Genomic DNA, 24,263 nt, shown 5'->3' on the forward strand with positions numbered 1-24,263 from the left:
AGATATGGCTTTATAGTGATCGCGACAGGATTCGAACCTGTGACCGTCTGCTTAGAAGGCAGATGCTCTATCCAGCTGAGCTACGCGACCATTCAATCACGCTACAGCGCGATGAAAAAAAATAAGTCGGGGTGGCAGGATTCGAACCTGCGACCTCCGCGTCCCAAACGCGGCGCGATAACCGGGCTACGCTACACCCCGAAATAAGGTTATCATTAAAGTGCGGAGAGACGGGGATTCGAACCCCGGCGACACTTACGCGTCGACAGATTAGCAATCTGCTCCATTACCACTCTGGCACCTCTCCAATTAAAAAGAACGTTCTTTTAATGCGGATGCAAATGTAACTTTTCATTACAAAGAACGCAACTATTTTTTAAACTTTTTATGCTGTTTTTAGAATTAAGGTAGCTTCAGTAGAAACTTTTTTAGTAATGTGTTTACGTTTAGTACTATAAAATATTCTTTATCGTATCGTATCGTATTTCATTAAAGTTGGAAATGATTTTATCTGCTTTAGAATAATCCTGATTTTTTGAATGCGGACTTTTAAACCCAACACAGAATATGCCAGCAGAATTGGCTGCTTGAATACCGTTTGTTGAGTCTTCAATGACCATGCAGTTTTTAGTTTCAAAACCAGCTGTTTGGGCGGCTTTCAAAAAGATTTCAGGATGTGGTTTAGATGCTTTTAAATCAGCACCGCTCAATTTTCCTTTAAAATATTTATCCAAATCAAATCTATCAAACACATTATTGATGGTTTGCATTGATGCCGAAGATGCCAATACTAGTGTGAGTTCATTTTCATAGTAGTCTTTTATTAAGTCAAAAACGCCGTCTAGCATTTTTAGACTGGAATCACTTATAAAAAGTTCTTTAAAAATGTCACGCTTAATTTGTACGAGTTCTTCTGGATTTTTCTGAATGCTAAAATGATCGCATAAATGTTTACAGACATTAATTGTTGATTGACCTGTAAATGTCTGATAATGTTCTTCCGTGACATCAATTTTTACAGAGTCAAACATTCCAAAGTAAGCTTTGTGATGCAGTGGTTCAGTATCTACAATCACGCCATCCATATCAAATAATACAGCTTTTAACATAAATTCATCTTTGTTTTTTACAAATGATTATAATTCTTTCATTGCTTGGATTGGTCGTAAAAAAGAGATAAATATCACCACCATCCTGAATGCTTAATTTTTTTCGAATGTCTTTTACGGTTTCAGGAAAGTTTCGTGTAGTGATATTGGCTTTTTTGATATTCGTTTTTTTAAATTTTTTTTTATTGTAAGGTATGACATTTTCAACCTTAAATTTGCGGCCAGGAAATTCAAACAACGTGTCTGATGTGTATAAATGGGTATGTTTGTGGAGCTTACATAAATTGAATTGTGACGCTAAACTGTTAAAAGCACCTGCTTTTAAAATGGCAGCATTGGGCTCATATAAATAGGTTAGTGGATGACTGAAATTTACATCATAACTGGATTCTTTTGAAATGTCAAAACAGAATGTTTCTTCCTTGTCTTTTATCAAGTTGACTGCCGTAATCTTAATAGCGGCTTCATAATTCTTTTCTAAAACCCACAAAAGTTCCTTGACTTCATTGTTTACTGCCAAAACAAAAATGGATTTAACATGGTCCAGTTCATTAATACCCGCTGAAATATCCAGAAGTGGAGAAGTCTTAATAAGAATATGATCACTTTTTGAGAATAACAAATCAAAATGTTTAGGGACATTGGGTAGACAATCGTTTAAGAAAAACACCTTACCCTTAGCGTCATGCCGTCTGGAAGGATCAATGTAAATCCAATCAAAAGTAGTTTTTTGTTTTTTCAGGTATGCTATTCCATCAGAATGAACACAACTGATATTGTCGACTTGTAACTGTTTAAAATTGTGCGCAACGATTTCAGATAATTCCTGACTAATTTCGCAATGGGTTACTGAATCAAAATATTTTGAAAAATAGTAAGCGTCAACGGCAAAACCACCAGTAATATCAATAAGTGTCTTTCCTTGAGTTTTAATTAAATTAGCTTTGTAATGCGCGGTAAATTCTGATGATGTTTGTTCTATATTTAATTTATTTGGATATAGAATAAAAGGGGAATTAAACCACGTTGGTAACTTATTTTTACAGCGTTTTTTGGCTTCAATCTGCTCGGCTAACAGTTTAATATCTGTAGTTATATCTTTGTGTTTTGTTAATAAAAGGTCAGAAATATCCTCATTAAGATTTTTATTAATAAACTCTTGATTTTCAATATTTAATATTGATAGATTCAAGTCTTACTATAAATCTTTGGTTAGTTTTTGGACGATTTTATTTTCAGAAAGAAACTCTTTTAAAATTACTTTTAGGGCGGTATATGCTGGTACAGCCACAATCATGCCTACTACACCAAATAATAGACCTGCAATAACAATAGTCAAAAATATTTCCAAAGGATGTGATTTAACACTTTTTGAGAATATTAATGGTTGACTGATGAAGTTATCAATGAGTTGCCCAAAAGTTATCACACCAATTACTTTAAGAGTAATGGGGATAATCACGTCATTAAATCCTTCCCCTAAATTGCTCGTCATGGTCAGGAAAATCATGATGGCGCCACCAATCATTGGTCCCAAATAAGGTATTAAATTGATAAGTGCACATAGAAATGCTATGACTATAGTATTTTCAACACCAATTATTAAAAGTCCAATCGTGTATATTATAAAAAGCACAGAAATCTGCAATACCAGCCCAACAAAATATCGAGACAACAAATCCTTTATTTTGTCAATGGATTTTTTTAGTCGTGTTTCTTTGTTATCTGGGACTAACGTCATGAGACTATTTTCAAACAGTTTACTATCCTTTAGAAAGAAAAATGATATAAATAATACAGAAAACAGACCAATACTGAAATTACCCAGACCACTCATAAAAGTATTCAAGAAATTCGGAATAACAGAATAATCAATTCTTGAAAGAATATGACTGTCTTTCAAGGATTCTTCAACTTCTAAGGCATTGATTCCAAAATATTGAGTAGTCTCATTGTAAAGGTCTTTGACACTACTTTCTAATTGATTAATATCCAATAACGATAAATTATGACCTTGTTCTGCTAGCAAAGGAATAAACAACATAATTAACCCGACCATAACACCAATCAAAAGAAACATGGTTATGGCAACAGCAAGGGTATTATTAAACTTTAATTTATTGCGCAGAAACATTACTATAGGGCGACCAGTTAGTGATACAACTACGGATATCAATATATATACAATGACTGACTGGATAGCATAAATGAAGTATAATAAAGCACTTATACCAATTACAATTGCTAATGCCCTTAAAATTCCGTTGGCTATTTCTTTTGAATTCATTTAGTAAATATACAGATTGAAGCTCAATTCACCTTACTTATGAATCAATTAGTTGCTTGGTAATTTCATATAGGGCAATAGAAGTTGCTTGTACAACATTCATACTGCTGTTTTGTCCATACATGTTAATATGTAGTTTGTTATGACATTGGTCTAAAATCGATTCGGATACACCAAAGTTTTCGTCACCAATAATTAAAGCAATAGGGCTATTCGATTTTACTTTGAAATTGTTTAGAGGTATGCTATCCGTAGTAATTTCAAGTGCGATGATTTGATAATTAGATTCCTTGCAACTATTGATTGCGGTTTGAATATCACAATTTAATTCATAGGCAACTACTTTTTCTGCAGAACGTGAAGCTCTGGTGGATTTTCTGCTTAAAGCAAGATCATCACCACAGAATATTATTTTTTCAACCCCAAAAGCATCAGCAGCTCTTAAAAGGCTACCGATATTTGCGGCATTTGAAATATTGTCACAAATTATAACAATCGGGAATTGTTTTTGTGTAAATGTTGTATTGTAATGATTGCGTTGCAATTCTCTTAAGGTTGAAGTTTTTATATGTTCTAGAATCTCTTATTAATTCTCAAAAGCATATTTAACAATATTAGCTCCCATTTTCAAAGCCTTTTCTCGAACATCTTCAGGATCGTTATGAACGACTTGATCTTCCCAACCATCACCTAAATCACTTTCAAAAGTAAAGAGTAAAACTAATCGTGATTCATGAAATATTCCAAGTGCTTGAGGGCGTTTTCCATCATGTTCATGAATTTTCGGTAACCCTTCTGGAAAAGAGTAAGCAATATTGAATATAGGATGATTGGCAGGAATTTCAATCAAATCAGAATTAGGGAACACTTTTTTTAGCTCTTCAGTTATGTAAGGCTTCATGCCATAGTTATCATCAATATGCAAAAATCCACCAGAAATCAAATAGTTTCTTAAGTTGGTGGCATCATCTTCATTAAAAAACACATTGCCATGACCGGTCATGTGAATGAAAGGATATTGAAAAATATCGGTGCTTCCAACCTCAACTGTTTCTGGTTTGGAATTTATTTTAGTCTTAATATTGTTGTTACAAAATCTAATGAGATTGGGCAGGGCAGTCGGATTCCCATACCAATCACCACCACCTTTGTATTTAAGCACGGCAATATCTTGAGAAATAGCGGTGATAGGAAGGCAACAAATTAAAAGTAACCAAATGATTTTCATAGAGTTATTCATTTACAAATACTACGCTATGACAAGCTACTATGGCAGCTGTTTCTGTGCGTAATCTGGTTTCACCCAAAGTTACGGGAATAAATTTATTGTGTAAAGCCATTTCAATTTCTTTAACACTAAAATCGCCTTCAGGTCCAATGAGTATTGTAATATCTTGATCTTTATTAAGCTGCTCTTTTAAAAATAATTTATGATTGTCTTCACAATGGGCAATAAATCGTTGTCCGATTAATGCTACTTTCATAAAATCACTAAAGCTTATTTGCTCATTAAGTTTTGGCAAATAACATTGTAGCGATTGTTTCATAGCCGATTGGATAATCTTGTTATAACGTTCTGGTTTAATGGTTTTGCGCTCACTGTGATCACAGATAATAGGCGTTATTTCATCTATTCCTAATTCGGTACTTTTTTCTAAAAACCATTCATAGCGGTCATTGAGCTTTGTTGGTGCAACCGCAAGATGAATTCTGTAATTTTTTTTTGGTTTCTTTTCTTTTTCAATAATATTGGCGATACATTTTTTTATGTCAGCTTGTATTATGGAGGCTTTGAATAACCAACCCTTTCCATTGGTAATATCTAAAGAGTCACCAACAGCTTTCCGCAACACCTTAACAATGTGTCTGCTCTCTTCTTTGTCAAAAATGATTTCTTGGGAAGTTTCGGTTATATCAGGGTTGAAGAATAATTGCATTAGTTTTTCTTCTCAACAATTTTTAAGGCTTTAATCTCTTTTATGTACTTAATATCATGAGTCTTAAGAATGAGATAATGCATATGATTTTCTGGAATATCAAAAGTTGCTAAATCACCAATACTCATTGGACTTGTAATTATAAAATCTTCAATTTTAGGATGCAAAGCACCTTGTTTAAGCCAACCAGAATCGCCGCCTCGCCTTGCATTAGAGTCTTCGGAATACTGCATAGCCAACTTATTAAAGGGCATGCCGTTTTCAAATTTGGTCATTATTTGACTTCTTAAAGTGAATATTTCTGATTTACTCATATTTTCGCCGTTGAACATGATATAGCTAAATCTGTAATGCAAATTATTATTACTTTCAACAACTTTATAATGCGTGATTTTAAAATCGCTTTCAACAGTTGAACGTCCACGTTCAAATAATTCCTTGGCTAGCGTTGTTTTGTGCTTTTCCTCATTAAAACTAATCAGCTTACTACCTTTAGACGGATTATTGGCTAGATACATTTCAGCTTGATCAATGTTTAGAATGGAATCTAATTCACGGCTAATGCTTTCTTGGCTGTAAGACGCTATAGAAAGTAATAAGACTAGAAGGGAAATTTTGTGCATAGCTATAGTTTAGTTTCAACAAAAAAACAAAAATTCTACTTGTATTCAGAAATATCACAAAACATTATCAACAGAAGTTTTAACAATGCAAGGTGCCACTAAATATAATTAGATTTTCAACCTAGCTGAAGCAGTAATTTTATTTTCAGAAAAATCATTATTTAGATATTTCAGATAGCCTACTATGGCAATCATGGCAGCATTATCAGTTGTATATTCGAACTTTGGGACATAAGTGGTCCATCCAAATTTGTTTTCACCATCCTTTAATGCCTGTCTGATTCCAGAATTAGCTGAAACACCGCCACCAATAGCAATATGTTTAATGCCAGTTTGTTTTACTGCTATTTTTAACTTGTCAATTAAAATACCAATGATGGTATATTGAATCGAAGCACAGATATCGTTAATGTTGTCTTCAATAAAATTGGGATTGTTCTTCGTTTCATTCTGAACAAAATATAGAATGGCTGTTTTTAGTCCAGAAAAACTAAAATTAAGACCATCAACTTTAGGTTTCGTGAATTTAAATGCTTTTGGGTTGCCAAGTTTGGCAAGCTTGTCTATTTCAGGTCCAGCAGGATACCCTAAACCTAATATTTTTCCGCTTTTATCGTAAGCTTCACCAACGGCATCATCAATAGTTTCGCCAATAACATCCATGTCAAAATAATTGGAAACCTTGACTATTTGTGTATGACCTCCAGAAATCGTCATTGCCAAAAACGGAAAAGGTGGTTTGTTATAGCCTTCTTCTTCAATAAAATGAGCCAAAATATGGGCCTGCATATGGTTGACTTCAATGAGTGGGATTTGTAAGCCAAAGGCTAGTGATTTAGCAAACGAAGTGCCAACAAGTAGAGAACCTAAAAGGCCAGGACCTCTAGTAAAGGCAACAGCATGCAATTCATTTTTTGAGATATTAGCTTTTTTTAGAGCCTGATCTACAACAGGGACAATATTTTGCTGATGGGCTCGTGAGGCCAATTCAGGGACAACACCGCCGTAAGCTTCATGTATTTTTTGGTTGGCTACAACATTGCTTAAAACCTTACCGTTGCAAATGACTGAAGCAGCTGTATCATCACACGAAGATTCAATTCCCAAGATGTAAATATTTTCTGAACCCATTACTGAATATTAGGCATAATTATTGTTAATTTTGACTTCAAAGTTATAACTTTCAATACGTATCAAAAAATTTTTTAAAATACTGGGGCGGTTACTGGCAACATTGTTGTTGCTGTTTATTATTCTGGTATTGATACTATCCATTCCGGCAGTTCAAACAGGACTTGGGAATTATGCCACTAAACGTATTAACGAAGATTTTAAAACCAACATCAATATTGATAAAATTGGATTACAGTTTAATGGTGATGTGGAACTTAAAGGTGTCTTGATTCGTGATTATAAATTGGATACACTTATTAGTGCAACTGAAATCAACACATCTATTTTAAATTTCAAGAATCTCTATAACGGCAAATTAGTATTTGGAGACATAGACTTGGAAGGTTTGATTTTCAACATTGTAACCTATGAAGGTGAAACTGATACGAATCTGGATGTTTTTGTGGCCAGGTTCGATGAGGAAGAACCCAATACCGATCCGAGCGATTTTCTCATGTCGTCAAGTGATGTGACCATTTCAAAAGGAACTTTTAGACTTATTGATTATAATAAGGAAACTCCAAAAATATTGGAATTTACGGACGTTTTTACTAATTCCACCAATTTGGTAATCAATGGTCCTAATGTAAGTACGCGCATAAATACATTAGCGTTTAACGATAGTCGAGGATTAAAAATGAAAAATTTAGTAACCAATTTTTCTTACACACGAGAACAAATTTTTCTAGATGATCTAGATATTAGAACAACTAATTCTGAATTAAAAGGGGATGTGAAGTTTTTATATAAACGTGAGGACTTAAAGGACTTCACGGACAAAGTAAATGTTGAAGCCAACTTTACCGAGGCCAATATTGCTCTTAATGAACTAAATACCTTTTACGATGAATTTGGAATTAATCAACATGCAACTCTGACGGGTAATATCACAGGTACATTAAATGATATGCATGTCAACAATTTAAAGTTGAACACCAGTTCCAATAGTAAAATTTATGGTGATATACATTTTTTAAACCTATTTAATGCAGAAGAAGACAACTTTTATATGAACGGTCAGTTCACCAATTTATCCTCAAATTATCAGGATTTAACAGCACTTCTTCCAAATGTTTTAGGAGAGTCTATTCCAACGGCTTTTAATAAACTGGGTAACTTCACTATTGTTGGACGTTCTGAAATTACCACAACAAATGTGAGTGCGGATATTGGTATCAATACGGAATTAGGCTTTATCCACTCAAATTTGGAGCTCAAAACCATTAATGATATAGATAATGCGTCCTATAATGGTAATATTATTTTTGATGATTTTGATGTTGGTAAATTCATTGATAATCCCAAATGGGGAATTGCTTCTTTAAACCTTGATGTTAAAGGTAAAGGCTTTACTCTAGAAAGCTTAAATACCCAGTTGTTAGGGGATGTATATTCGGTGCTTTATAATGGTTATGAATATAATAATCTGGAATTGTCTGGTGATTTAGGAAATAATATTTATGATGGCAAGCTAGTGTCAAATGATCCAAATTTCCAAGTTACTTTTAATGGTTTAGCTGATTTTTCCAATACTGTCAATGAGTTTGATTTTGTTGCCGACGTAACTTACGCTAATTTGAAAGCCATGAATATTGTAAAGCGTGATGAAGAAGCCATATTCAAGGGTTTTGTTGATATGAAAATGACGGGTAAGTCACTCGACGATGCCATTGGAAGTATCAATTTTACGGATACTTATTATAAAAATGAGAATGATGAATATTTTTTCGAAGATTTTCAAATCACTTCATCATTCATTGATGATAAACGTATTATTGACGTCAATTCTCCCGATATTATTGAAGGGCAATTAAGTGGTGTATTTCTGTTTAAAGATATAGGATACTTATTTGAAAATGCTCTTGGGAGCATGTATACCAATTACAGACCCCATAAGGTCAAGGAAAACCAGTATATAGATTTCAACTTTAAAATTTTTAACAAGATTGTTGAAGTTTTTGTACCAGATATTGAGTTAGGTTCTAATACGTATTTCAAAGGGCGTGTTGAAAGTGATGAGAAAGAATTTAAACTAACTTTCAAATCACCTAGAATCAAGCTTTTTGATTATTTTGCTGATCAAATTTCGCTTCAGGTTGACAGTAAAAACCCCTTGTATAATACCTTTATTGAAGTTGATAGTATTAATACCAATTTCTACAATCTATCGAAATTCAATTTAATTAATGTTACGCTTAATGACACCTTGTATATGCGATCAGAGTTTAATGGTGGTCGTAATAATGCCGATTCTTATGATTTAAGTTTTTATCATACTATAAATGAAGATAATAAATCCGTAGTTGGATTTAAGAGGTCTGACGCTACCTTCAAGGGTAATAAATGGGTCATTAATGATAGGCGAGATAATAACAACAAAATTATTGTTAGTAAAGATTTATCAACCATCGATATCGACTCATTTAGAATGAATCATGGGCAAGAAGAGATCAAGCTATCTGGGGTTTTAAGGGATTCAACATACAAAGACATTAGATTGAACTTCAAGGATGTTGATTTAGCCAAGATTACGCCAACTATAGACAGTTTGGATTTACGAGGTAATGTTAACGGGAAGTTAGATATTTTACAAGAACATGGTCAATATGTGCCAAACTCTACAGTAACCATCGATGATCTGGAGGTTAACAATCTTGTTTTGGGTTCTTTTGATGCCAATATTGTTGGAGATGAGTCCTTGACCAATTATACCGTAGATGCTAAAATTAAAGATGATCTCTCGGAATCATTTTCCGCAAAAGGAAACATCAATGTAGCGTCAAACACATCCTCTATTGATGTCGATCTAAATTTTAAGGATTTTAATCTTGCACCCTTAAATCCATTTTTATCAGATATTTTAACCAATATACGTGGTGAGGTGACAGGTGTCGCTAAAGTAAATGGTAGTCTCAAGCTTCCACAAATCAATGGAGATTTGCAATTAAATAATTCTGGACTGACGGTACCATATTTAAATGTTGATTATGACTTTGCCAACAAATCTTCTATCACTTTAGAAAATCAGAGCTTTGTTTTCAACAACATCAATTTAACTGATACTAAATATAATTCGGTAGGCGTTTTGAATGGCTCCATAAATCATGTTAACTTTTCAGAATGGAGCCTAGATATTGATATTAATACGCCAAGGCTTCTCGTGTTGGATACCAAAGAGGAAACAGAGGAAGCTCCTTATTATGGAACTGGATACATAGGTGGAGTTGCCAGTATTCAAGGACCAACAGATCAATTAGTGATTAGTGTTGTAGGAGAAACCAAACCAGGCACCATTTTTGTCATCCCGTTGAGTGATTCAGAATCTTTTGGAGACAATTCATTCATTCATTTTTTAACTCCTGAAGAGAAGAAAGCTAAAAAAGAAGGAAAGGAGGTGCAGACGAAAGATATTTCTGGTTTGGAACTTGATTTTGAATTGGATATTACCCAAGACGCAGAGATTGAAATTGTCATTGATAAAGTATCTGGAAGTACTATTAAAGGCCGAGGCGCAGGAGGTATGCTGATTGATATCAACACTAATGGTAAGTTTAACATTTATGGCGATTTTATTGTATTTGAAGGCGTTTACAATTTCATGTATGGCGGCCTAGTTCAAAAAAAGTTTGAAGTAGAGCCTGGCGGTTCGCTGGTTTGGGAAGGTGATCCTTTTAGAGCACAGATAGAAATTAATGCCATATATAGAACACAGGCAAATCCATCACCATTGTTAGATAACCCTATAAATAGAAGTATTCCTGTAGAGGTTAGGACAACCTTGAGTGGTCCGTTGGAGAAACCTGAAATTGACTTTAATTTTGAGTTTCCAAATGTAAACTCAACCGTAAAGTCTGAATTGAATTACCGTTTAGATTCCAAGGAAGAACGAGACAACCAAGCTTTGTTTCTTTTAGCTACAGGAGCATTTTCAAATAGACAAAATGTGAATATTACGGGAACTGTTACAGAAAGACTTAATGGCATTATTAATGGCTTTTTCTCTAGTAGTGATAACAAAGTTAATATAGGCTTGAATTATGAGGCAGGTGAAAACACACCGGATTACCAAACGGATGATCGGTTGGGCGTTACTTTACAAACAAATATAAGTGATAGAATTCTTGTTAACGGTAAAGTAGGTGTCCCAGTTGGCGGAGTCAGTGAAACTGTTGTAGCTGGAGATGTTCAAATAGATTTCTTGTTGAATGAAGAAGGCACTCTAAGAGCTAAAGTTTTTAATCGTGAAAATAGTATTCGGAATTTAGGAGAAGAAATAGGTTACACGCAAGGAATTGGTATTGCATGGAATGTTGATTTTGATACTTTTGGTGAGTTAATAGATATTATTTTAAAAGGCAAAAAGAAAGTTGAAGAAGAAAAAGACCAAGAGGTTGAAGACGAAGAAAAAAATAATGAAAAGGAAATTCCTGACTATATAGGTTTTAAAAAGAAAAAGGATAAATAATCCGCATTTTACAGACTGATTTCTTGTTTCAGATAGTAAAAAATTAACATATTTATTAACGAAAACGTTTGAGTTTTTAAACTTCCCTTAAATTATTCCAAAACCTTGTTTTATATGGTTTTTCTTTAGTAGTTTTACTAAACCAAGTGGTTTTTTATGACTAAAAAAATTAAAAAAATTGGTGTTTTAACATCGGGAGGTGATGCCCCAGGAATGAATGCAGCTATTCGTTCTGTTGTTAGAACATGTGCCTTTCACAAAATTGAATGTGTTGGAGTTTACCGTGGTTATGAAGGTTTAATAGAGGGTGATTTTAAAATTTTAACGGCTCGTAGTGTAAACAATATTATACACACAGGAGGTACGATGTTAAAATCAGCACGTTCCAAAGAATTCAGAACCAAGGAAGGAAGGCAAAAGGCCTATCTGCAATTAAAAAGTGTAGGAATAGATGCCCTTGTTTTAATAGGAGGTGATGGAACGTTCACTGGCGGAATGATTTTTAATGAAGAATTTGGATTTCCTGTAATTGGCATTCCTGGTACTATTGACAATGATATCTTTGGAACCAACTTCACTTTAGGCTATGATACAGCTCTTAATACGGTTGTTGAAGCAATAGATAAAATTAGAGATACAGCAAGTTCTCACAAAAGATTATTTTTTGTTGAGGTTATGGGTCGCGATGTTGGTCATATAGCTCTCAATGCAGGTGTAGGTGCTGGTGCTGAAGAAATTTTAATCCCTGAAGAAGATTTAGGGTTGGATAGGCTCTTGGATTCTTTAAGAAGAAGTAAGCAATCTGGAAAATCTTCGAGCATTGTTGTTGTAGCTGAAGGTGATAAAATAGGCAAAAATGTATTCGAACTTAAAGATTATGTTGAAGAAAATTTGGAAGAATACGAAGTTAGAGTGTCTGTTTTAGGTCATATGCAACGTGGTGGTTCACCTAGCTGTTTTGATCGGGTTTTAGCCAGTAGAATGGGTGTGAAGGCTGTTGAATCACTTTTAGAAGGTAAATCTAACTACATGGTTGGAATTTTAGATAATAAGATAATTTTAACACCACTTGATAAAGCTGTTAAAGGAAAAACAGAGATTAACAAAGAACTGTTACGAGTCTCTGATATCATGACAACATAACATAAGAATTTAAAAAAAAGATAAAAGATATATGTCAAGTTTAAAATTAGGAATAAACGGATTTGGAAGAATAGGTAGAATAGTTTTTCGAGCAACAATTAATAGACCAGATGTTGATGTTGTTGCCATTAATGATTTGTTGGATGTAGAACATTTAGCATATTTATTGGAATATGATTCTGTTCATGGACGTTTTGATGGGACCATTCAAGTAAAAGATGGACATTTGATTGTCAATGGAAAAAAAGTGCGCGTAACTGCTGAAAGAGATCCTAAAAATTTAAAATGGGATGCGGTTGGAGTAGATGTTGTAGCAGATTGCACAGGAATCTTCACAACTCTGGAAACGGCTCAATATCATATTGATGCTGGTGCTAAAAAAGTGGTTATCTCGGCACCAAGTAAAGATGCACCAATGTTTGTTATGGGTGTTAATCATCATGATGTTAAATCATCTGATGTTATCGTATCAAACGCTTCTTGCACAACCAATTGTTTAGCACCAATGGCAAAGGTTTTAGATGATAACTTTGGAATAGCCGAAGCATTAATGACAACGGTTCATGCTACTACTGCTACACAACTTACGGTTGATGGTCCTTCAAGAAAAGATTTTAGAGGTGGAAGAAGTGCATTAATTAATATTATTCCTGCTTCTACTGGTGCAGCAAAGGCTGTTGGAAAAGTTATCCCTAAATTGGATGGTAAATTAACAGGTATGGCCTTTCGTGTGCCAACGGCTGATGTTTCAGTGGTAGATTTGACAGTTAGAACTGAAAAAGAAACGTCTTTGGAAGAAATAAAAGAGGTATTTAAAAAAGCTTCTGAAACAAGCATGAAAGGTGTATTAGGATATACTGATGAACTTGTTGTTTCCCAAGATTTTGTTAGTGATGCCCGAACATCTATTTTCGATGCAGATGCAGCCATAGAGTTAAACTCTCGTTTCTTTAAATTGGTTGCCTGGTATGATAATGAGTTTGGATATTCCAATAAATTGGTTGATTTAGCCATGCATGTAAATTCTATTTAAAAATTTAATATTTAAAATTTTAATCCGTAGTTTGCTAAATCTAAATAACTACGGATTTTTTATTGTATAAATTATGATTTTAATCGTTGATAGTGGATCTACAAAATGCGATTGGATTTCGATTGATAGTCAAGGAAATCAATTGCTAGAAAAAATAAGAACTAAAGGTCTAAATCCGGCCATTTTAAAAGAAAAAAAGCTTTACAAAATTATCAGTAAACAACCTGAACTCAAAGCTCATAAAAATGAAGTGACTCACATCTATTTTTATGGAGCGGGTTGTGGAACTGAAAAACCCAGATTGCAATTAAAATTGGTGTTGGAATCCATATTTACAAATGCCTTGGTAGAAGTTAAGGAAGACACTTTTGCAGCTGTTCGAGCTACCATTAACAGTCCAGATGAAGCTGCAGTAGTTTGTATTTTGGGAACTGGGTCCAACTGTAGCTATTTCGATGGTAAACAGTTACATCAACGCGTAAATTCATTGGGATATACGTTAATGGACGATGCCTCTGGTAATTATTTTGGAAAACAACTTATTAGAGATTATTATTTTAATCACATGCCGCAAGCATTAAAGGTTTCTTTTGCCGAACGTTACAATTTAGATTCAGATTTTATAAAATATAATTTATACAAGCAACCAAATCCCAATGCTTATTTGGCTTCGTTTGCGGAGTTTATGTTTTTGAACAAAGAATCTGACTATATCAAGAACCTAATAAAATCGGGTCTTCGATTATTTTCAAAAAATATGATTTTTCAATTTAAAGAAGAATTGAAAAGCGTGCCAGTACATTTTGCTGGATCCATTGCTTTTTTCTCAAAAGATGAAATTTTTGAAGTTGCTAAAGAATTAGGGTATAAAGTAGGGAATATTGTAAGAAGACCAATAGATGGTTTGGTTCAGTATCATACAGATTTATTATAATGGAAATAGCAATTATTGCGCATGATGGAAAAAAAGCCGAAATGGTTCAATTCTTAAATGAACATCGTGAGACTTTACATCAAAAAAATATTTCGCTTGTTTCTACAGGCACAACAGGGAAGAAAGTTAAAAAAGCAGGATTTGAAGTTATTCGATTATTATCTGGACCTTTAGGAGGTGATGCACAGATAGCAGCGAGAGTGGCGGAAGGTAAATGCCACATGGTATTGTTTTTTAGGGACCCATTAGAAAAACATCCTCACGAACCAGATGTTTTAATGCTTATGCGATTATGTGATGTTCATGATGTACCTTTAGCTACAAACCCAGCTACGGCTGAATTATTAATTAAGGGTATTTAAATTTTTTATTAATGGATAAGTTATCAAAAGCTCATTCTGAAAATCAATACGATACAATTGTCATTGGGTCGGGTGTTGGTGGCTTATCGTCAGCTATTTGTCTGGCCAGAGCTGGTCAACGCGTTTTAGTTTTAGAACAGCATGATGTTCCCGGAGGCTGGTGTCACAGCTTTTACTTAAACGGCTATCGATTTACACCAGGTGTACACTATGTAGGTTTACTTGGTGAAGGCCAATCAACTCGAGAACTATATGAGGGACTTGGTATTGCCAATGATGTTGCTTTTTTTAAAATGAATGCTAATGCCTTTGAACACTGTCGTATTGGAGATGAGCGTTTCGACTATCCTGCCGATTTCTCGGAATTTGAAAAGCGGTTAATCGAAAAATTTCCACATGAACGAAAAGGTATCATTAAATACCTGACGCTGGTTAAAAATGTTAGTACCCAATTACAGCTTATTCCAAAGATTAAAAATTTATGGCAGCAAATAACCATTCCATTCAGAACAAAACATATGGGAAAATATGCGCCTTTTACTTTAAAACGGGTTGTTAATTGGCACGTTAAAGATCCTTTATTACAACGAATTTTAAATATTCAATATGGTGATCATGGCTTGCCGCCAGCAAAGGCAAGTTTCTTAATGCATGCAGCAATCATGGATCATTATTCTGAAGGCGGTTATTATCCTGTTGGAGGAGGAGGTGCGTTGGTAAAGGCAATGACTAATAGGATAAAAGCGTATGGTGGATCCGTGAGAACAAGTACTGGTGTTTCTAAAATCATTGTTGAGAAAGGAAAAAAGAAAAATAATGCTATTGGTGTTGTTTTAGAAAATGGAGAAACACTGCTTTCCAAAAGAATTATATCAAATGCAGATCCAGAAACAACTTACATGGGATTAATCGGTGAAGAATATTTAAGTAAGCGATTAATAAAAAAACTGCAACGAACTAAATATTCTTGTACGTCTCTGATGCTTTTTTTAACCGTTGATATGGATCTTAAAAAAGCTGGTTTGGATTCTGGTAATATATGGATGATGCCTAATAAAGATATGGATGATTTGTATGAAGATATGCAGAAACCTAATATTCTAGAAGGGGATGAGTTTTCTGGCTTATTTATAAGTTGCACAACGCTTAAGGATCCCATGAGTTTTGATGGTCGCAACCATACACTTGAAGTTATCACTTATATTAATTATGATGCCTTTAAAGAATTTGAAAATGAAACCATTGAGCGTTCACAGAAATATTTAGACTTTAAAGCAAAAATCATTCAGAAATTTTTAAATAGTCTAGAGCGCGTCGTCCCTGGAATATCTGACCATATTGTTCACAAAGATTTGGGGACACCATTAACTAACGAATATTACTTGAATACAACTCGAGGCAATGTATATGGTACTGAAAAAAGTTTAAAGCATATTGGTCCTTTTGCTTATAAATCAAAAAGTGAAATTGAAAATTTATATATGTGTGGCGCCAGTATTGTTTCTCATGGTGTTGCTGGAGCTGGTTATTCGGGTGTACAAACAGCTGCCAAAATTTTAGGTTGTAGACAGGATGATCTTATAAAACCAGACTTAAATCAAAACCTTCAGGTTTTCGATGCTGAAGATAGTTCTAATTATCCTGATTGGATGTTAAAGAAAATAGAAGTTAAAAAGTCTAGGTTAGCAAGCAAGGATCAAGTCCTAACCAAATAACATTATTCGTTGGTGTAAACTTGATTTTCTTGTTCTGCTACGCGAATAAAAGTTGTACGTTTAGTTAATTCTTTTAATCGTTGAGCTCCAACGTAAGTACAAGTACTTCGGAGTCCTCCCAGGATATCTTGTAAGGTGATTTCCACTTTACCTTTGTAGGGTACTTTCACTGTTTTTCCTTCACTTGCGCGGTATTCGGCAACGCCTCCAACATGTTTTTCCATTGCAGTGGCGGAACTCATGCCATAAAATTGCTTGAAAACATTACCATCTTTTTCAATTATTTCACCACCACTTTCATCATGACCCGCTAACATGCCTCCTAACATAACAAAATCGGCTCCAGCACCAAAGGCTTTTGCTATATCTCCAGGTGTTACACAGCCACCATCACTAATAATTTGTCCACCAAGTCCATGAGCAGCATCAGCACATTCAATTATGGCAGATAATTGCGGATAGCCTACACCTGTTTTTACACGTGTGGTGCAAACTGAACCTGGGCCGATGCCAACTTTTATAATGTCGGCACCAGCCAATAATAATTCTTCAACCATCTCTCCTGTAACCACATTTCCAGCAATAATGGTCTTTTCAGGGTATTGTTTTCTTGTTTGCTTCACAAAATTCACAAAATGCTCCGAATAGCCGTTAGCCACATCTATGCAAATGTATTTAAGCTCTGGAAGCATTGAAAAGATAGTCTCTAATTTATGAGCATCATCTTTTCCAGTACCTGTGCTGATTGCTATGTAATTCTCGATATCTTTTGGAGCATTTTTCATAAACGCTTCCCACTCATATACCGTATAATGTTTGTGTATGGCGGTAAACAATTTACTTTTTGAAATTGATAGAGCCATTTCAAAAGTACCTACGGTATCCATATTAGCAGCCATAATTGGAATACCATTCCAAGAACCACGGCTGTTTAAAAATTTAAAATCCCGTTCTAAATTAACTTGAGACCTACTTTTAAGAGTGGATCTTTTAGGTCTTATCATAACATCTTTAAAACCAAGTTTGATGTCTTGCTCTATCCGCATGGCTTTTGTTTTAGGTATTTCATCAAATATACAAGTTCCATTATTATTTATAAAGATTTGTGATTTAGATTTAAATAAAAATAATTGATTTTTGGGATCATTATTTATTGTTAAAAATGATTAATTTGCATTATAAATTAGTCTGTATGAATTGTATGGGTTTTTTCAAAACTATTGGAAATCTTATTTTCATTTTTTCCTTTTTTAATATTTCATTAATTACTGCCCAAGACATCGAACCCAGAAGGTGGACACCATTACCACTTGGAACACACGTTGTTGGAGGCGGATATGTTCATACATTTGGCGATATTCTCTTTGATCCTATTTTGCAAGCTGAAGATGTTAGAATGAAAGTTGATGCCATGGCCTTATCTTATGTACAGCCTTTTAAGATTGGAAATAGATTGGCAAGAATTGATGTTCTTTTACCATATGCCACAGCTAATTGGGAAGGCTTATTGCGAGGAGCGCCAACAAGTATCACTAGAACAGGATTTTCAGACCCTAGAATTAGGTTTTCAATGAATTTGATTGGACCCAAAGCATTGAATGCTCAAGAAATGATGGCCTATTATGCTGAACATGCCACAAGTACGATGTTGGGAGCTTCTGTATCTGTCACATTTCCTTTAGGTCAATATGCAGGTGATAAGTTATTAAATTTAGGTCAAAATAGATTTGTAATTAGGCCGCAAGTTGGTTTTGTCCACAATTGGGGTTTGTGGTCTTATGAGTTTACTGCCTCGGTATTTCTATATACCAATAATACTGATTTTTTTAATGGTCAAGAGCGTAAGCAAGACCCCACGTTTGCAGCTCAAACGCATCTAATTCGTAGATTTAAGAACAGGATGTGGGTTTCAGTTAGCGCTGGCTACGGGTTGGGAGGTCAATCTATTGTTGATAGCCAACCTAATAATGATGAAAGAGGTGATTTTTTATCGTCTTTGGCATTAGGCGTCCCAATTACAAAAAAACAAAGTGTAAAAGTATTTTATTTGCACTCCGAATCTGTTAAATCTATTGGAGCTGATACGGATTCCCTTGGTTTTGGCTATTCCATTTTATTTTAAAGGAATAATTTGGTTATTTAATCGCAATCATACTTATTTCAACATTCACAAATTTGGGAAGGTTGGCAACTTCAACGGTTTCTCTTGCCGGAGCTGAATTTGAATCGAAGTATGTGGCATAAACCTCATTTATTTGTGCAAAGTTATTCATGTCACTTATAAATATGGATGATTTAACCACGTTATCAAATGTCATATTAGCTTCATTAAGGACAGCTTGCATATTTTCCATGACTTGTTGGGTCTCCGTTTTAATATCATCCAAAACCAATTCACCCGTAGCAGGATTAATGGCTATTTGCCCTGAAGTATAGAGTGTGTTCCCTACTAAAATAGCTTGATTGTAAGGTCCAATTGGAGCAGGAGCGTGTTTAGTGTTAATAATTTTCTTCATAATGTAATTATAATTGTTGGTCGGGTTGACGACGTTGGTCATACTTAATATCTTTAAGGATGTTCGATTTGATACCAATGAAGAAGTACCAGGAACTTCTTGAACTAAAAGGGACCCAACTAAAACTCATACGCCAACTCAATAAATCACGCTCAAAACGCAATTGGGTATAGGTAAATCCTTTATTTTTAAAATCATAACCAGAGGAAGCACCAACTGTCCATCGAGGCGATAATTCAACATCACCCGAAAACATTAGAGAGTGAGATGCTATTTCATTTTCACGTCTAGAATTGCTGTAATTCACCGCATAAGCCAGTTTTAAGTTCCAGGGTATTTTAGAAGTATATAAATCGCTTGGTTTTTCGTTTTCGTCATCATCGTCATCGTCATTAAATCTTTGATCAGAAAAATCTTGGGCACGACCAAATAGATCATCGTCTCGACCACCACTACGCAGGTTTTCCTGTTTGCTACGTTCATTCTGTGTTTCATCAAAATTACTACTGGATAACGAATAACTGACAGCCATATTTGCGCTAGTCAATCTAAATAAACTACCACCATTATCAATGTTGAATTTATCAATTTTGGTATTGTTATTATCCAGTGCATAAGGATCTAAAGTAGCACCAAAATTAACAGTCATCTTATTTTGTAAAAGCTGGGTACCGCCTGTCATTCTTAAAGGACTCCAATTCAGGGAGTCTCCGGCTAAATTATAAGCTGTTGAAAAATTTAGGTTGTCTAGTATTTTAATTTTTTTGGCTTCGGTAGCTGTAGAATCTTTATCACGAACCTTGGCTTCTATGTTATTTGATAATGAAATTCCAAGTGAACTGGAATAACGATTATTGGGAGCGCCATAAATACCGCCTTCAAAGCGCGTATATTCAACCTGGTCGGTTGTTGTGCCGTTCGCATCAATTACTTCATAAGTTTCATAATAGTTACTGAAGGATGGGTTTATATTGTAACTAATTGATGGACGCATAACATGACGAATGGCTTGTATTTTTGGATCTTTACCTTCTTTTTTGAAGTCAAACATACCGTATAAGGTTGTTCCTAAATTTGTACTAAAATTATAGGTTCTGTAAGCATCAAATCCTTTCACAGGTTCTGTAATGACCGTGTTTTCATCAATATCATAGTATTTTCTAACAGTTTCAAATACCCAAGTTTCATCATAAGATGTACTGGCACTTAAGCTGAAATATTTAAGCACCTTAAAATTTGTTGTTAACGGGATGCTATGTCGAATGCCATTTTCGGCGCTGTCCCACATTTCTTTTTTGAAGAATAGAGAATCCGTTGTCTGGATGCGGTTTTCAGCACGAATGTTATATTGAAAGTTTATGTTTTGTATAATCCCCTTTTTAACACCAGTCTTGGGTGCGAACGGGAAAATCCTGCTAACACTAGCCTGAATGGTGGGTAAGGTCATGTTAATGACTTCGGTATTGGTGTTTTGAGAATGCGTTGCAGTTACACTCATGTTGACTTGTGGTTCACCTTCAAAAGTTTTGGAATATGAAATAGATGATGCTAATGTATTGTTTAAAAAACTTGGCGTATTAACTTGGTTGATGGATGTTTGATAATATCGACTACTCCCTAGGTTAACCGATGCTGAAAAACGACTACTAGGATTGGCTTTGGCATCTTGATTGTGAGACCAACGTATGTTGTATATAGATGATTTATTGTAATCTGGAAATCCACGTTCACTACTAATTAAGTTTTCATATCTAAAACTGACATTGCCATTATAGCGGTATCTGTTTGCGTAGGCACTTTCAAAACGGAGACCATAACTACCATTGGTATAATAATCACCCAAAACAGCTAAATCAACAAAATCGCTAATAGCAAAATAATAACCACCATTTTGAAGAAAATAACCTCGGTCGTTTTGTTCACCAAAACTAGGGATAATCACTCCAGAAGTTTGTTTATCCGTAAGCGGAAAAAAACCAAAAGGTAAGCCAATAATTGTTGGCACATCAGCTATAACCATATTGGTTGGTCCAACGACAATCTTTTTCTGGGGAACAATCTTTATTTTATTGGCCTGAAAATAATACTCTGGATTTTCAATATCTTTTGCTGTCGTAAAACGGCCTTTGCGCAAAAAAATAACCGAATCATTCACTTTTTTTGTGATAGGAGCAAAAATGTTCATGCCACCTTGTTCAGTTTTTGAATTGTAGATGAGTGCCTTTTCAGTTTTAGTATTGAATTTGATGGAATCTGGCTCAACAACATTATTAGCCTGCTTAAAAACGGGAGCTTGGTTGTAGTTTCCTAACGAGTCAACAATCCCAGCAGCAAATACCTCATTGGTATTATAGTCAATTATAATTAAACCAGCTTTTAGTTCCATGTCTTCATAGTAAACTTCGGCTTCGTTATATAAATAAAGTTTTTGTTCTTTATTATTAAACGAGGTGTAATCCAAAGCTTTGTAAGTCACTGGTCCTGTGAGGAGTTCTGGTTTTGGTTTTACGGAATCCTGTAAAATGGAGTCTTGTCCCTTTTCCGATGCAACTGGTTTTAAAGCATCTCCAATAGAAAGATTGAGTGTATCATTTTCTTGAGTTGGACTTACTTTTCCACCTTCCTTTGGGATATCTTGAGCAAAGCCAAAAGTGTTGATAAACACTGTAAAACTTAAGGCAAAAAGTATGTGGAAGATGTTTGTACGCAATGCTTTTAAATGTATTTTTGTAAAAGTATGGCTCGGTTTTTGAATTGCCAAAATTACATATATTTTTTGTGATTACTTTAATATACCTTAAAATTCAAAAATTAAAATAAACCAGCTTTAAAGTTGTTATACTTACTATGAATACAATCATAAAATTGCGTTTCTTACTTCTGGTCATTTTGACTATGTTTTATAATGTCAATAACCTGAACGCACAAGCATCATCTGATAAGTTTGTCGTGGTTTTGGATGCAGGACATGGAGGCCATGATCCTGGTAAAAACTCCAAATATGGTTATAAGGAGAAAGATATTGCTTTAAAAATAGTTTTAGAGGTTGGTAAGGAATTAGAAAAAAACAAGAATATTAAAGTTATATATACCAGAAAAACGGATGTCTTTATTGAGTTAAGAGAAAGGGCTGCTATTGCAAACAGAGCGAATGCCGACTTGTTTGTTTCCATTCACTGTAATGCTCATCATACAGAAGCATATGGTACCGAAACGTATGTTTTGGATGTAGGCAATACTAATAGGAACTTTGAAGTAGCTAAAGCAGAAAATGAGGTAATTTTTTTAGAGGAAGATTATGAGAAACACTATGAAGGTTTTGATCCCAGTTCGCCAGAATCTATGATTGGAATTACGCTGACTCAAGAAGAATATACCGAGCAGAGCATTCTTTTGGCCAGTTTGATTGAAACCAACTTTTCCAAAAAATTAAAACGAAAGAGTAGAGGTGTAAAGCAAGCATCTCTATGGGTAATTCACCGAACAGCTATGCCAAGTGTTTTGATTGAAACAGGTTTTGTGACCAACAAAAACGAGGGATCCTATTTGAATTCTAAAAAAGGGCAAACGGAAATTTCAAATGCTATCAAAGATGCGATTTTAGATTATAAGCACAGCTTGGATATGAATGTTGGAGGGAATGTTGTTCCTATTGAAACTAACAATTCAATAGTTTCCATTGATGAGCCTAAACAAATTTATGAAGATGTTATTTTTAAGGTTCAAATAGCCGCCAGTTCTAGAAAGCTAGAACCGAAATCTTATAATTTTAATGGTTTAGATGATATATCAAGAGAAGATTTGGGTGAGTTGTACAAATATTATTATGGAAATACTTCTGATTATAATGAGGTTAAACGACTTCAAGATGAGGCCAAAGCAAAAGGTTATAAATCCTGTTTTATTGTCGCCTACAAAAATAGTAAGCAGGTTTCGGTGGCAGATGTCTTAAATTCATCAGCTAATTAGAGCCATTCTTTATAAATTTATCTTTAATTTTGTTTAATAACCAAATAACTTGACTTTGAAAATAACTAAAGAAGTTAAAACTGCCATACTTGTTATTTTAGGAATCGCTTTTTTGATTTTTGGAATAAACTATTTGAAGGGACGAAACCTGTTGGATGCCTCAAACACGTACTACACAGAGTTTGAATACAATGCGCTTACCGAGTCTTCACCTGTAACTATTAAGGGAAACAATGTTGGTAAAATCAAAAAGATTAAATACGATTTTGAAACAGGAAAAACCAGGGTTTCATTTACCGTTGATGAAGGATTGAAATTTTCTAAAAATAGTAAAATACGCTTGTATGAAATGGGCTTGATGGGAGGTAATGGCATGGCTATTATTCCTGCTGAAGATAATCAGTTTGCACAAGATGGTGATGTTATTCAATCTGAAGTAGAACGTGGTTTACTAGATGGTTTAGCAGGTAATTTTTCGGATTTAAGTACGGGACTTGATACGACTTTAAAATCAGCCGATTCGTTGCTTATTGGATTAAACGCCATAGTTGAAGACGATTCGGATAAAGGGTTAAAAAACGCCATAGCCGAATTGAATGCTACTATTAAATCATTTCGAAATTTGTCGTATTCGTTTAATTCGCTCATCGCTAAAAACGAGAAAAACCTAACATCTGTAATTAGTAATTTTGATTCAATCAGTCAAGATTTAGCCAGTTTATCAAATGATTTAAAAAAGGCTGAAATATCAAAAACCATAGATGATTTAGATACGGCACTCTTAAATTTCAACACATTGCTTACAAATTTGGATAATGGTGAAGGGACCGTTGGTAAATTATTGAAAGATGATGAGTTGTATAATAACTTAGAAGGTGCAACCAAGGAATTGGAGGAACTATTACGAGATATTAAATTACACCCAAAACGATATTTCCGAATACTTTCAAAAAAAGAGATTCCTTATGAAGATGATTCAACTGACCAATAAATTAAC

The 24,263-nt window shown here is 34.4% G+C and carries 20 protein-coding genes and 3 tRNA genes; 9 read left to right on the forward strand and 14 right to left on the reverse strand.

Annotated features, from left to right (window positions below):
* Positions 1-16 precede the first annotated feature (16 nt).
* From C1T31_RS08180 to tsaD, 11 genes are all read right to left on the reverse strand, one after another.
* A tRNA-Arg gene (locus C1T31_RS08180) sits at positions 17-90 on the reverse strand.
* Between the two features lie 36 nt (positions 91-126).
* Positions 127-201 (reverse strand) — tRNA-Pro (locus tag C1T31_RS08185).
* 22 nt (positions 202-223) lie between these two features.
* Positions 224-307 (reverse strand) — tRNA-Ser (locus tag C1T31_RS08190).
* Between the two features lie 145 nt (positions 308-452).
* A complete protein-coding gene (locus tag C1T31_RS08195; protein ID WP_103052010.1) occupies positions 453-1,109 on the reverse strand; it encodes an HAD family hydrolase in 657 nt (218 codons plus the stop codon).
* A gap of 4 nt (positions 1,110-1,113) precedes the next feature.
* Positions 1,114-2,301, reverse strand: coding sequence for a THUMP-like domain-containing protein (locus tag C1T31_RS08200; protein ID WP_103052011.1), 1,188 nt, complete (start codon positions 2,299-2,301; stop codon positions 1,114-1,116).
* Between the two features lie 6 nt (positions 2,302-2,307).
* Complete coding sequence (locus C1T31_RS08205) at positions 2,308-3,396, reverse strand: AI-2E family transporter (RefSeq protein ID WP_103052012.1); 1,089 nt, start codon at positions 3,394-3,396, stop codon at positions 2,308-2,310.
* A 37-nt stretch (positions 3,397-3,433) separates the two neighbouring features.
* Positions 3,434-3,940, reverse strand: a complete 507-nt coding sequence (locus tag C1T31_RS08210; protein ID WP_103052013.1) for a TrmH family RNA methyltransferase — start codon at positions 3,938-3,940, stop codon at positions 3,434-3,436.
* A gap of 42 nt (positions 3,941-3,982) precedes the next feature.
* Positions 3,983-4,624 carry a DUF4159 domain-containing protein gene (locus C1T31_RS08215; protein WP_103052198.1) on the reverse strand — a complete coding sequence of 214 codons (642 nt, stop codon included), beginning with the start codon at positions 4,622-4,624 and terminating at the stop codon, positions 3,983-3,985.
* 4 nt (positions 4,625-4,628) lie between these two features.
* Positions 4,629-5,333 (reverse strand): 16S rRNA (uracil(1498)-N(3))-methyltransferase, encoded by a 705-nt coding sequence (locus C1T31_RS08220; RefSeq protein WP_103052014.1) that lies wholly within the window; start codon positions 5,331-5,333, stop codon positions 4,629-4,631.
* Positions 5,333-5,956 carry a peptidylprolyl isomerase gene (locus tag C1T31_RS08225; RefSeq protein ID WP_103052015.1) on the reverse strand — a complete coding sequence of 208 codons (624 nt, stop codon included), beginning with the start codon at positions 5,954-5,956 and terminating at the stop codon, positions 5,333-5,335. Before C1T31_RS08225 ends, C1T31_RS08220 begins: the two co-directional genes overlap by 1 nt.
* Before the next feature lie 108 nt (positions 5,957-6,064).
* Entirely contained in the window at positions 6,065-7,087 is a 1,023-nt protein-coding gene (tsaD, locus tag C1T31_RS08230; protein WP_103052016.1) for a tRNA (adenosine(37)-N6)-threonylcarbamoyltransferase complex transferase subunit TsaD, read from the reverse strand.
* A gap of 109 nt (positions 7,088-7,196) precedes the next feature.
* Here tsaD and C1T31_RS08235 point away from each other — a divergent pair, with 109 nt between their 5' ends.
* From C1T31_RS08235 to C1T31_RS08260, 6 genes are all read left to right on the forward strand, one after another.
* Positions 7,197-11,594 (forward strand): translocation/assembly module TamB domain-containing protein, encoded by a 4,398-nt coding sequence (locus tag C1T31_RS08235; protein ID WP_103052199.1) that lies wholly within the window; start codon positions 7,197-7,199, stop codon positions 11,592-11,594.
* A 156-nt stretch (positions 11,595-11,750) separates the two neighbouring features.
* A complete protein-coding gene (pfkA, locus tag C1T31_RS08240; RefSeq protein ID WP_103052017.1) occupies positions 11,751-12,737 on the forward strand; it encodes a 6-phosphofructokinase in 987 nt (328 codons plus the stop codon).
* A gap of 31 nt (positions 12,738-12,768) precedes the next feature.
* Positions 12,769-13,770, forward strand: coding sequence for a type I glyceraldehyde-3-phosphate dehydrogenase (gene gap / locus C1T31_RS08245; protein ID WP_103052018.1), 1,002 nt, complete (start codon positions 12,769-12,771; stop codon positions 13,768-13,770).
* Between the two features lie 73 nt (positions 13,771-13,843).
* On the forward strand, positions 13,844-14,704 hold the full coding sequence (locus tag C1T31_RS08250) for an N-acetylglucosamine kinase (RefSeq protein WP_103052019.1): 861 nt from the start codon (positions 13,844-13,846) through the stop codon (positions 14,702-14,704).
* Positions 14,704-15,066 (forward strand): methylglyoxal synthase, encoded by a 363-nt coding sequence (locus C1T31_RS08255; RefSeq protein ID WP_103052020.1) that lies wholly within the window; start codon positions 14,704-14,706, stop codon positions 15,064-15,066. Before C1T31_RS08250 ends, C1T31_RS08255 begins: the two co-directional genes overlap by 1 nt.
* An 11-nt stretch (positions 15,067-15,077) precedes the next feature.
* A complete protein-coding gene (locus C1T31_RS08260; protein WP_103052021.1) occupies positions 15,078-16,781 on the forward strand; it encodes a phytoene desaturase family protein in 1,704 nt (567 codons plus the stop codon).
* Between the two features lie 2 nt (positions 16,782-16,783).
* Here C1T31_RS08260 and C1T31_RS08265 read toward each other — a convergent pair whose 3' ends face one another.
* Complete coding sequence (locus C1T31_RS08265) at positions 16,784-17,827, reverse strand: GMP reductase (RefSeq protein WP_103052022.1); 1,044 nt, start codon at positions 17,825-17,827, stop codon at positions 16,784-16,786.
* A gap of 116 nt (positions 17,828-17,943) precedes the next feature.
* Between C1T31_RS08265 and C1T31_RS08270 the strand changes: the two genes are divergently transcribed.
* Positions 17,944-18,903, forward strand: coding sequence for a transporter (locus tag C1T31_RS08270; RefSeq protein WP_243398911.1), 960 nt, complete (start codon positions 17,944-17,946; stop codon positions 18,901-18,903).
* Positions 18,904-18,916: 13 nt separating this feature from the next.
* Here the strand turns inward: C1T31_RS08270 and C1T31_RS08275 are convergent, their stop codons facing one another.
* Positions 18,917-19,297 carry a RidA family protein gene (locus C1T31_RS08275; RefSeq protein WP_103052024.1) on the reverse strand — a complete coding sequence of 127 codons (381 nt, stop codon included), beginning with the start codon at positions 19,295-19,297 and terminating at the stop codon, positions 18,917-18,919.
* 7 nt (positions 19,298-19,304) lie between these two features.
* Complete coding sequence (locus tag C1T31_RS08280; protein WP_103052025.1) at positions 19,305-22,058, reverse strand: putative LPS assembly protein LptD; 2,754 nt, start codon at positions 22,056-22,058, stop codon at positions 19,305-19,307.
* Positions 22,059-22,144: 86 nt separating this feature from the next.
* Here C1T31_RS08280 and C1T31_RS08285 point away from each other — a divergent pair, with 86 nt between their 5' ends.
* Together C1T31_RS08285 and C1T31_RS08290 are read left to right on the forward strand one after the other, a co-directional pair.
* Entirely contained in the window at positions 22,145-23,266 is a 1,122-nt protein-coding gene (locus tag C1T31_RS08285) for an N-acetylmuramoyl-L-alanine amidase family protein (protein WP_103052026.1), read from the forward strand.
* Between the two features lie 55 nt (positions 23,267-23,321).
* Positions 23,322-24,257, forward strand: coding sequence for an MlaD family protein (locus C1T31_RS08290; protein ID WP_103052027.1), 936 nt, complete (start codon positions 23,322-23,324; stop codon positions 24,255-24,257).
* Positions 24,258-24,263 lie beyond the last annotated feature (6 nt).

The sequence above is a fragment of the Hanstruepera neustonica genome, assembly GCF_002895005.1.
Classification (GTDB): Bacteria; Bacteroidota; Bacteroidia; order Flavobacteriales; family Flavobacteriaceae; genus Hanstruepera; species Hanstruepera neustonica.

Coding starts and splice junctions, on each gene's coding strand:
- C1T31_RS08195 (WP_103052010.1), bottom strand. CDS start 1,109: ATGTTAAAAGCTGTATTATTTGATATGGATGGCGTGATTGTAGATACT.
- C1T31_RS08205 (WP_103052012.1), bottom strand. CDS start 3,396: ATGAATTCAAAAGAAATAGCCAACGGAATTTTAAGGGCATTAGCAATT.
- C1T31_RS08215 (WP_103052198.1), bottom strand. CDS start 4,624: ATGAAAATCATTTGGTTACTTTTAATTTGTTGCCTTCCTATCACCGCT.
- C1T31_RS08220 (WP_103052014.1), bottom strand. CDS start 5,333: ATGCAATTATTCTTCAACCCTGATATAACCGAAACTTCCCAAGAAATC.
- C1T31_RS08225 (WP_103052015.1), bottom strand. CDS start 5,956: ATGCACAAAATTTCCCTTCTAGTCTTATTACTTTCTATAGCGTCTTAC.
- tsaD (WP_103052016.1), bottom strand. CDS start 7,087: ATGGGTTCAGAAAATATTTACATCTTGGGAATTGAATCTTCGTGTGAT.
- pfkA (WP_103052017.1), top strand. CDS start 11,751: ATGACTAAAAAAATTAAAAAAATTGGTGTTTTAACATCGGGAGGTGAT.
- gap (WP_103052018.1), top strand. CDS start 12,769: ATGTCAAGTTTAAAATTAGGAATAAACGGATTTGGAAGAATAGGTAGA.
- C1T31_RS08250 (WP_103052019.1), top strand. CDS start 13,844: ATGATTTTAATCGTTGATAGTGGATCTACAAAATGCGATTGGATTTCG.
- C1T31_RS08255 (WP_103052020.1), top strand. CDS start 14,704: ATGGAAATAGCAATTATTGCGCATGATGGAAAAAAAGCCGAAATGGTT.
- C1T31_RS08260 (WP_103052021.1), top strand. CDS start 15,078: ATGGATAAGTTATCAAAAGCTCATTCTGAAAATCAATACGATACAATT.
- C1T31_RS08265 (WP_103052022.1), bottom strand. CDS start 17,827: ATGCGGATAGAGCAAGACATCAAACTTGGTTTTAAAGATGTTATGATA.
- C1T31_RS08270 (WP_243398911.1), top strand. CDS start 17,944: ATGATTAATTTGCATTATAAATTAGTCTGTATGAATTGTATGGGTTTT.
- C1T31_RS08275 (WP_103052024.1), bottom strand. CDS start 19,297: ATGAAGAAAATTATTAACACTAAACACGCTCCTGCTCCAATTGGACCT.
- C1T31_RS08285 (WP_103052026.1), top strand. CDS start 22,145: ATGAATACAATCATAAAATTGCGTTTCTTACTTCTGGTCATTTTGACT.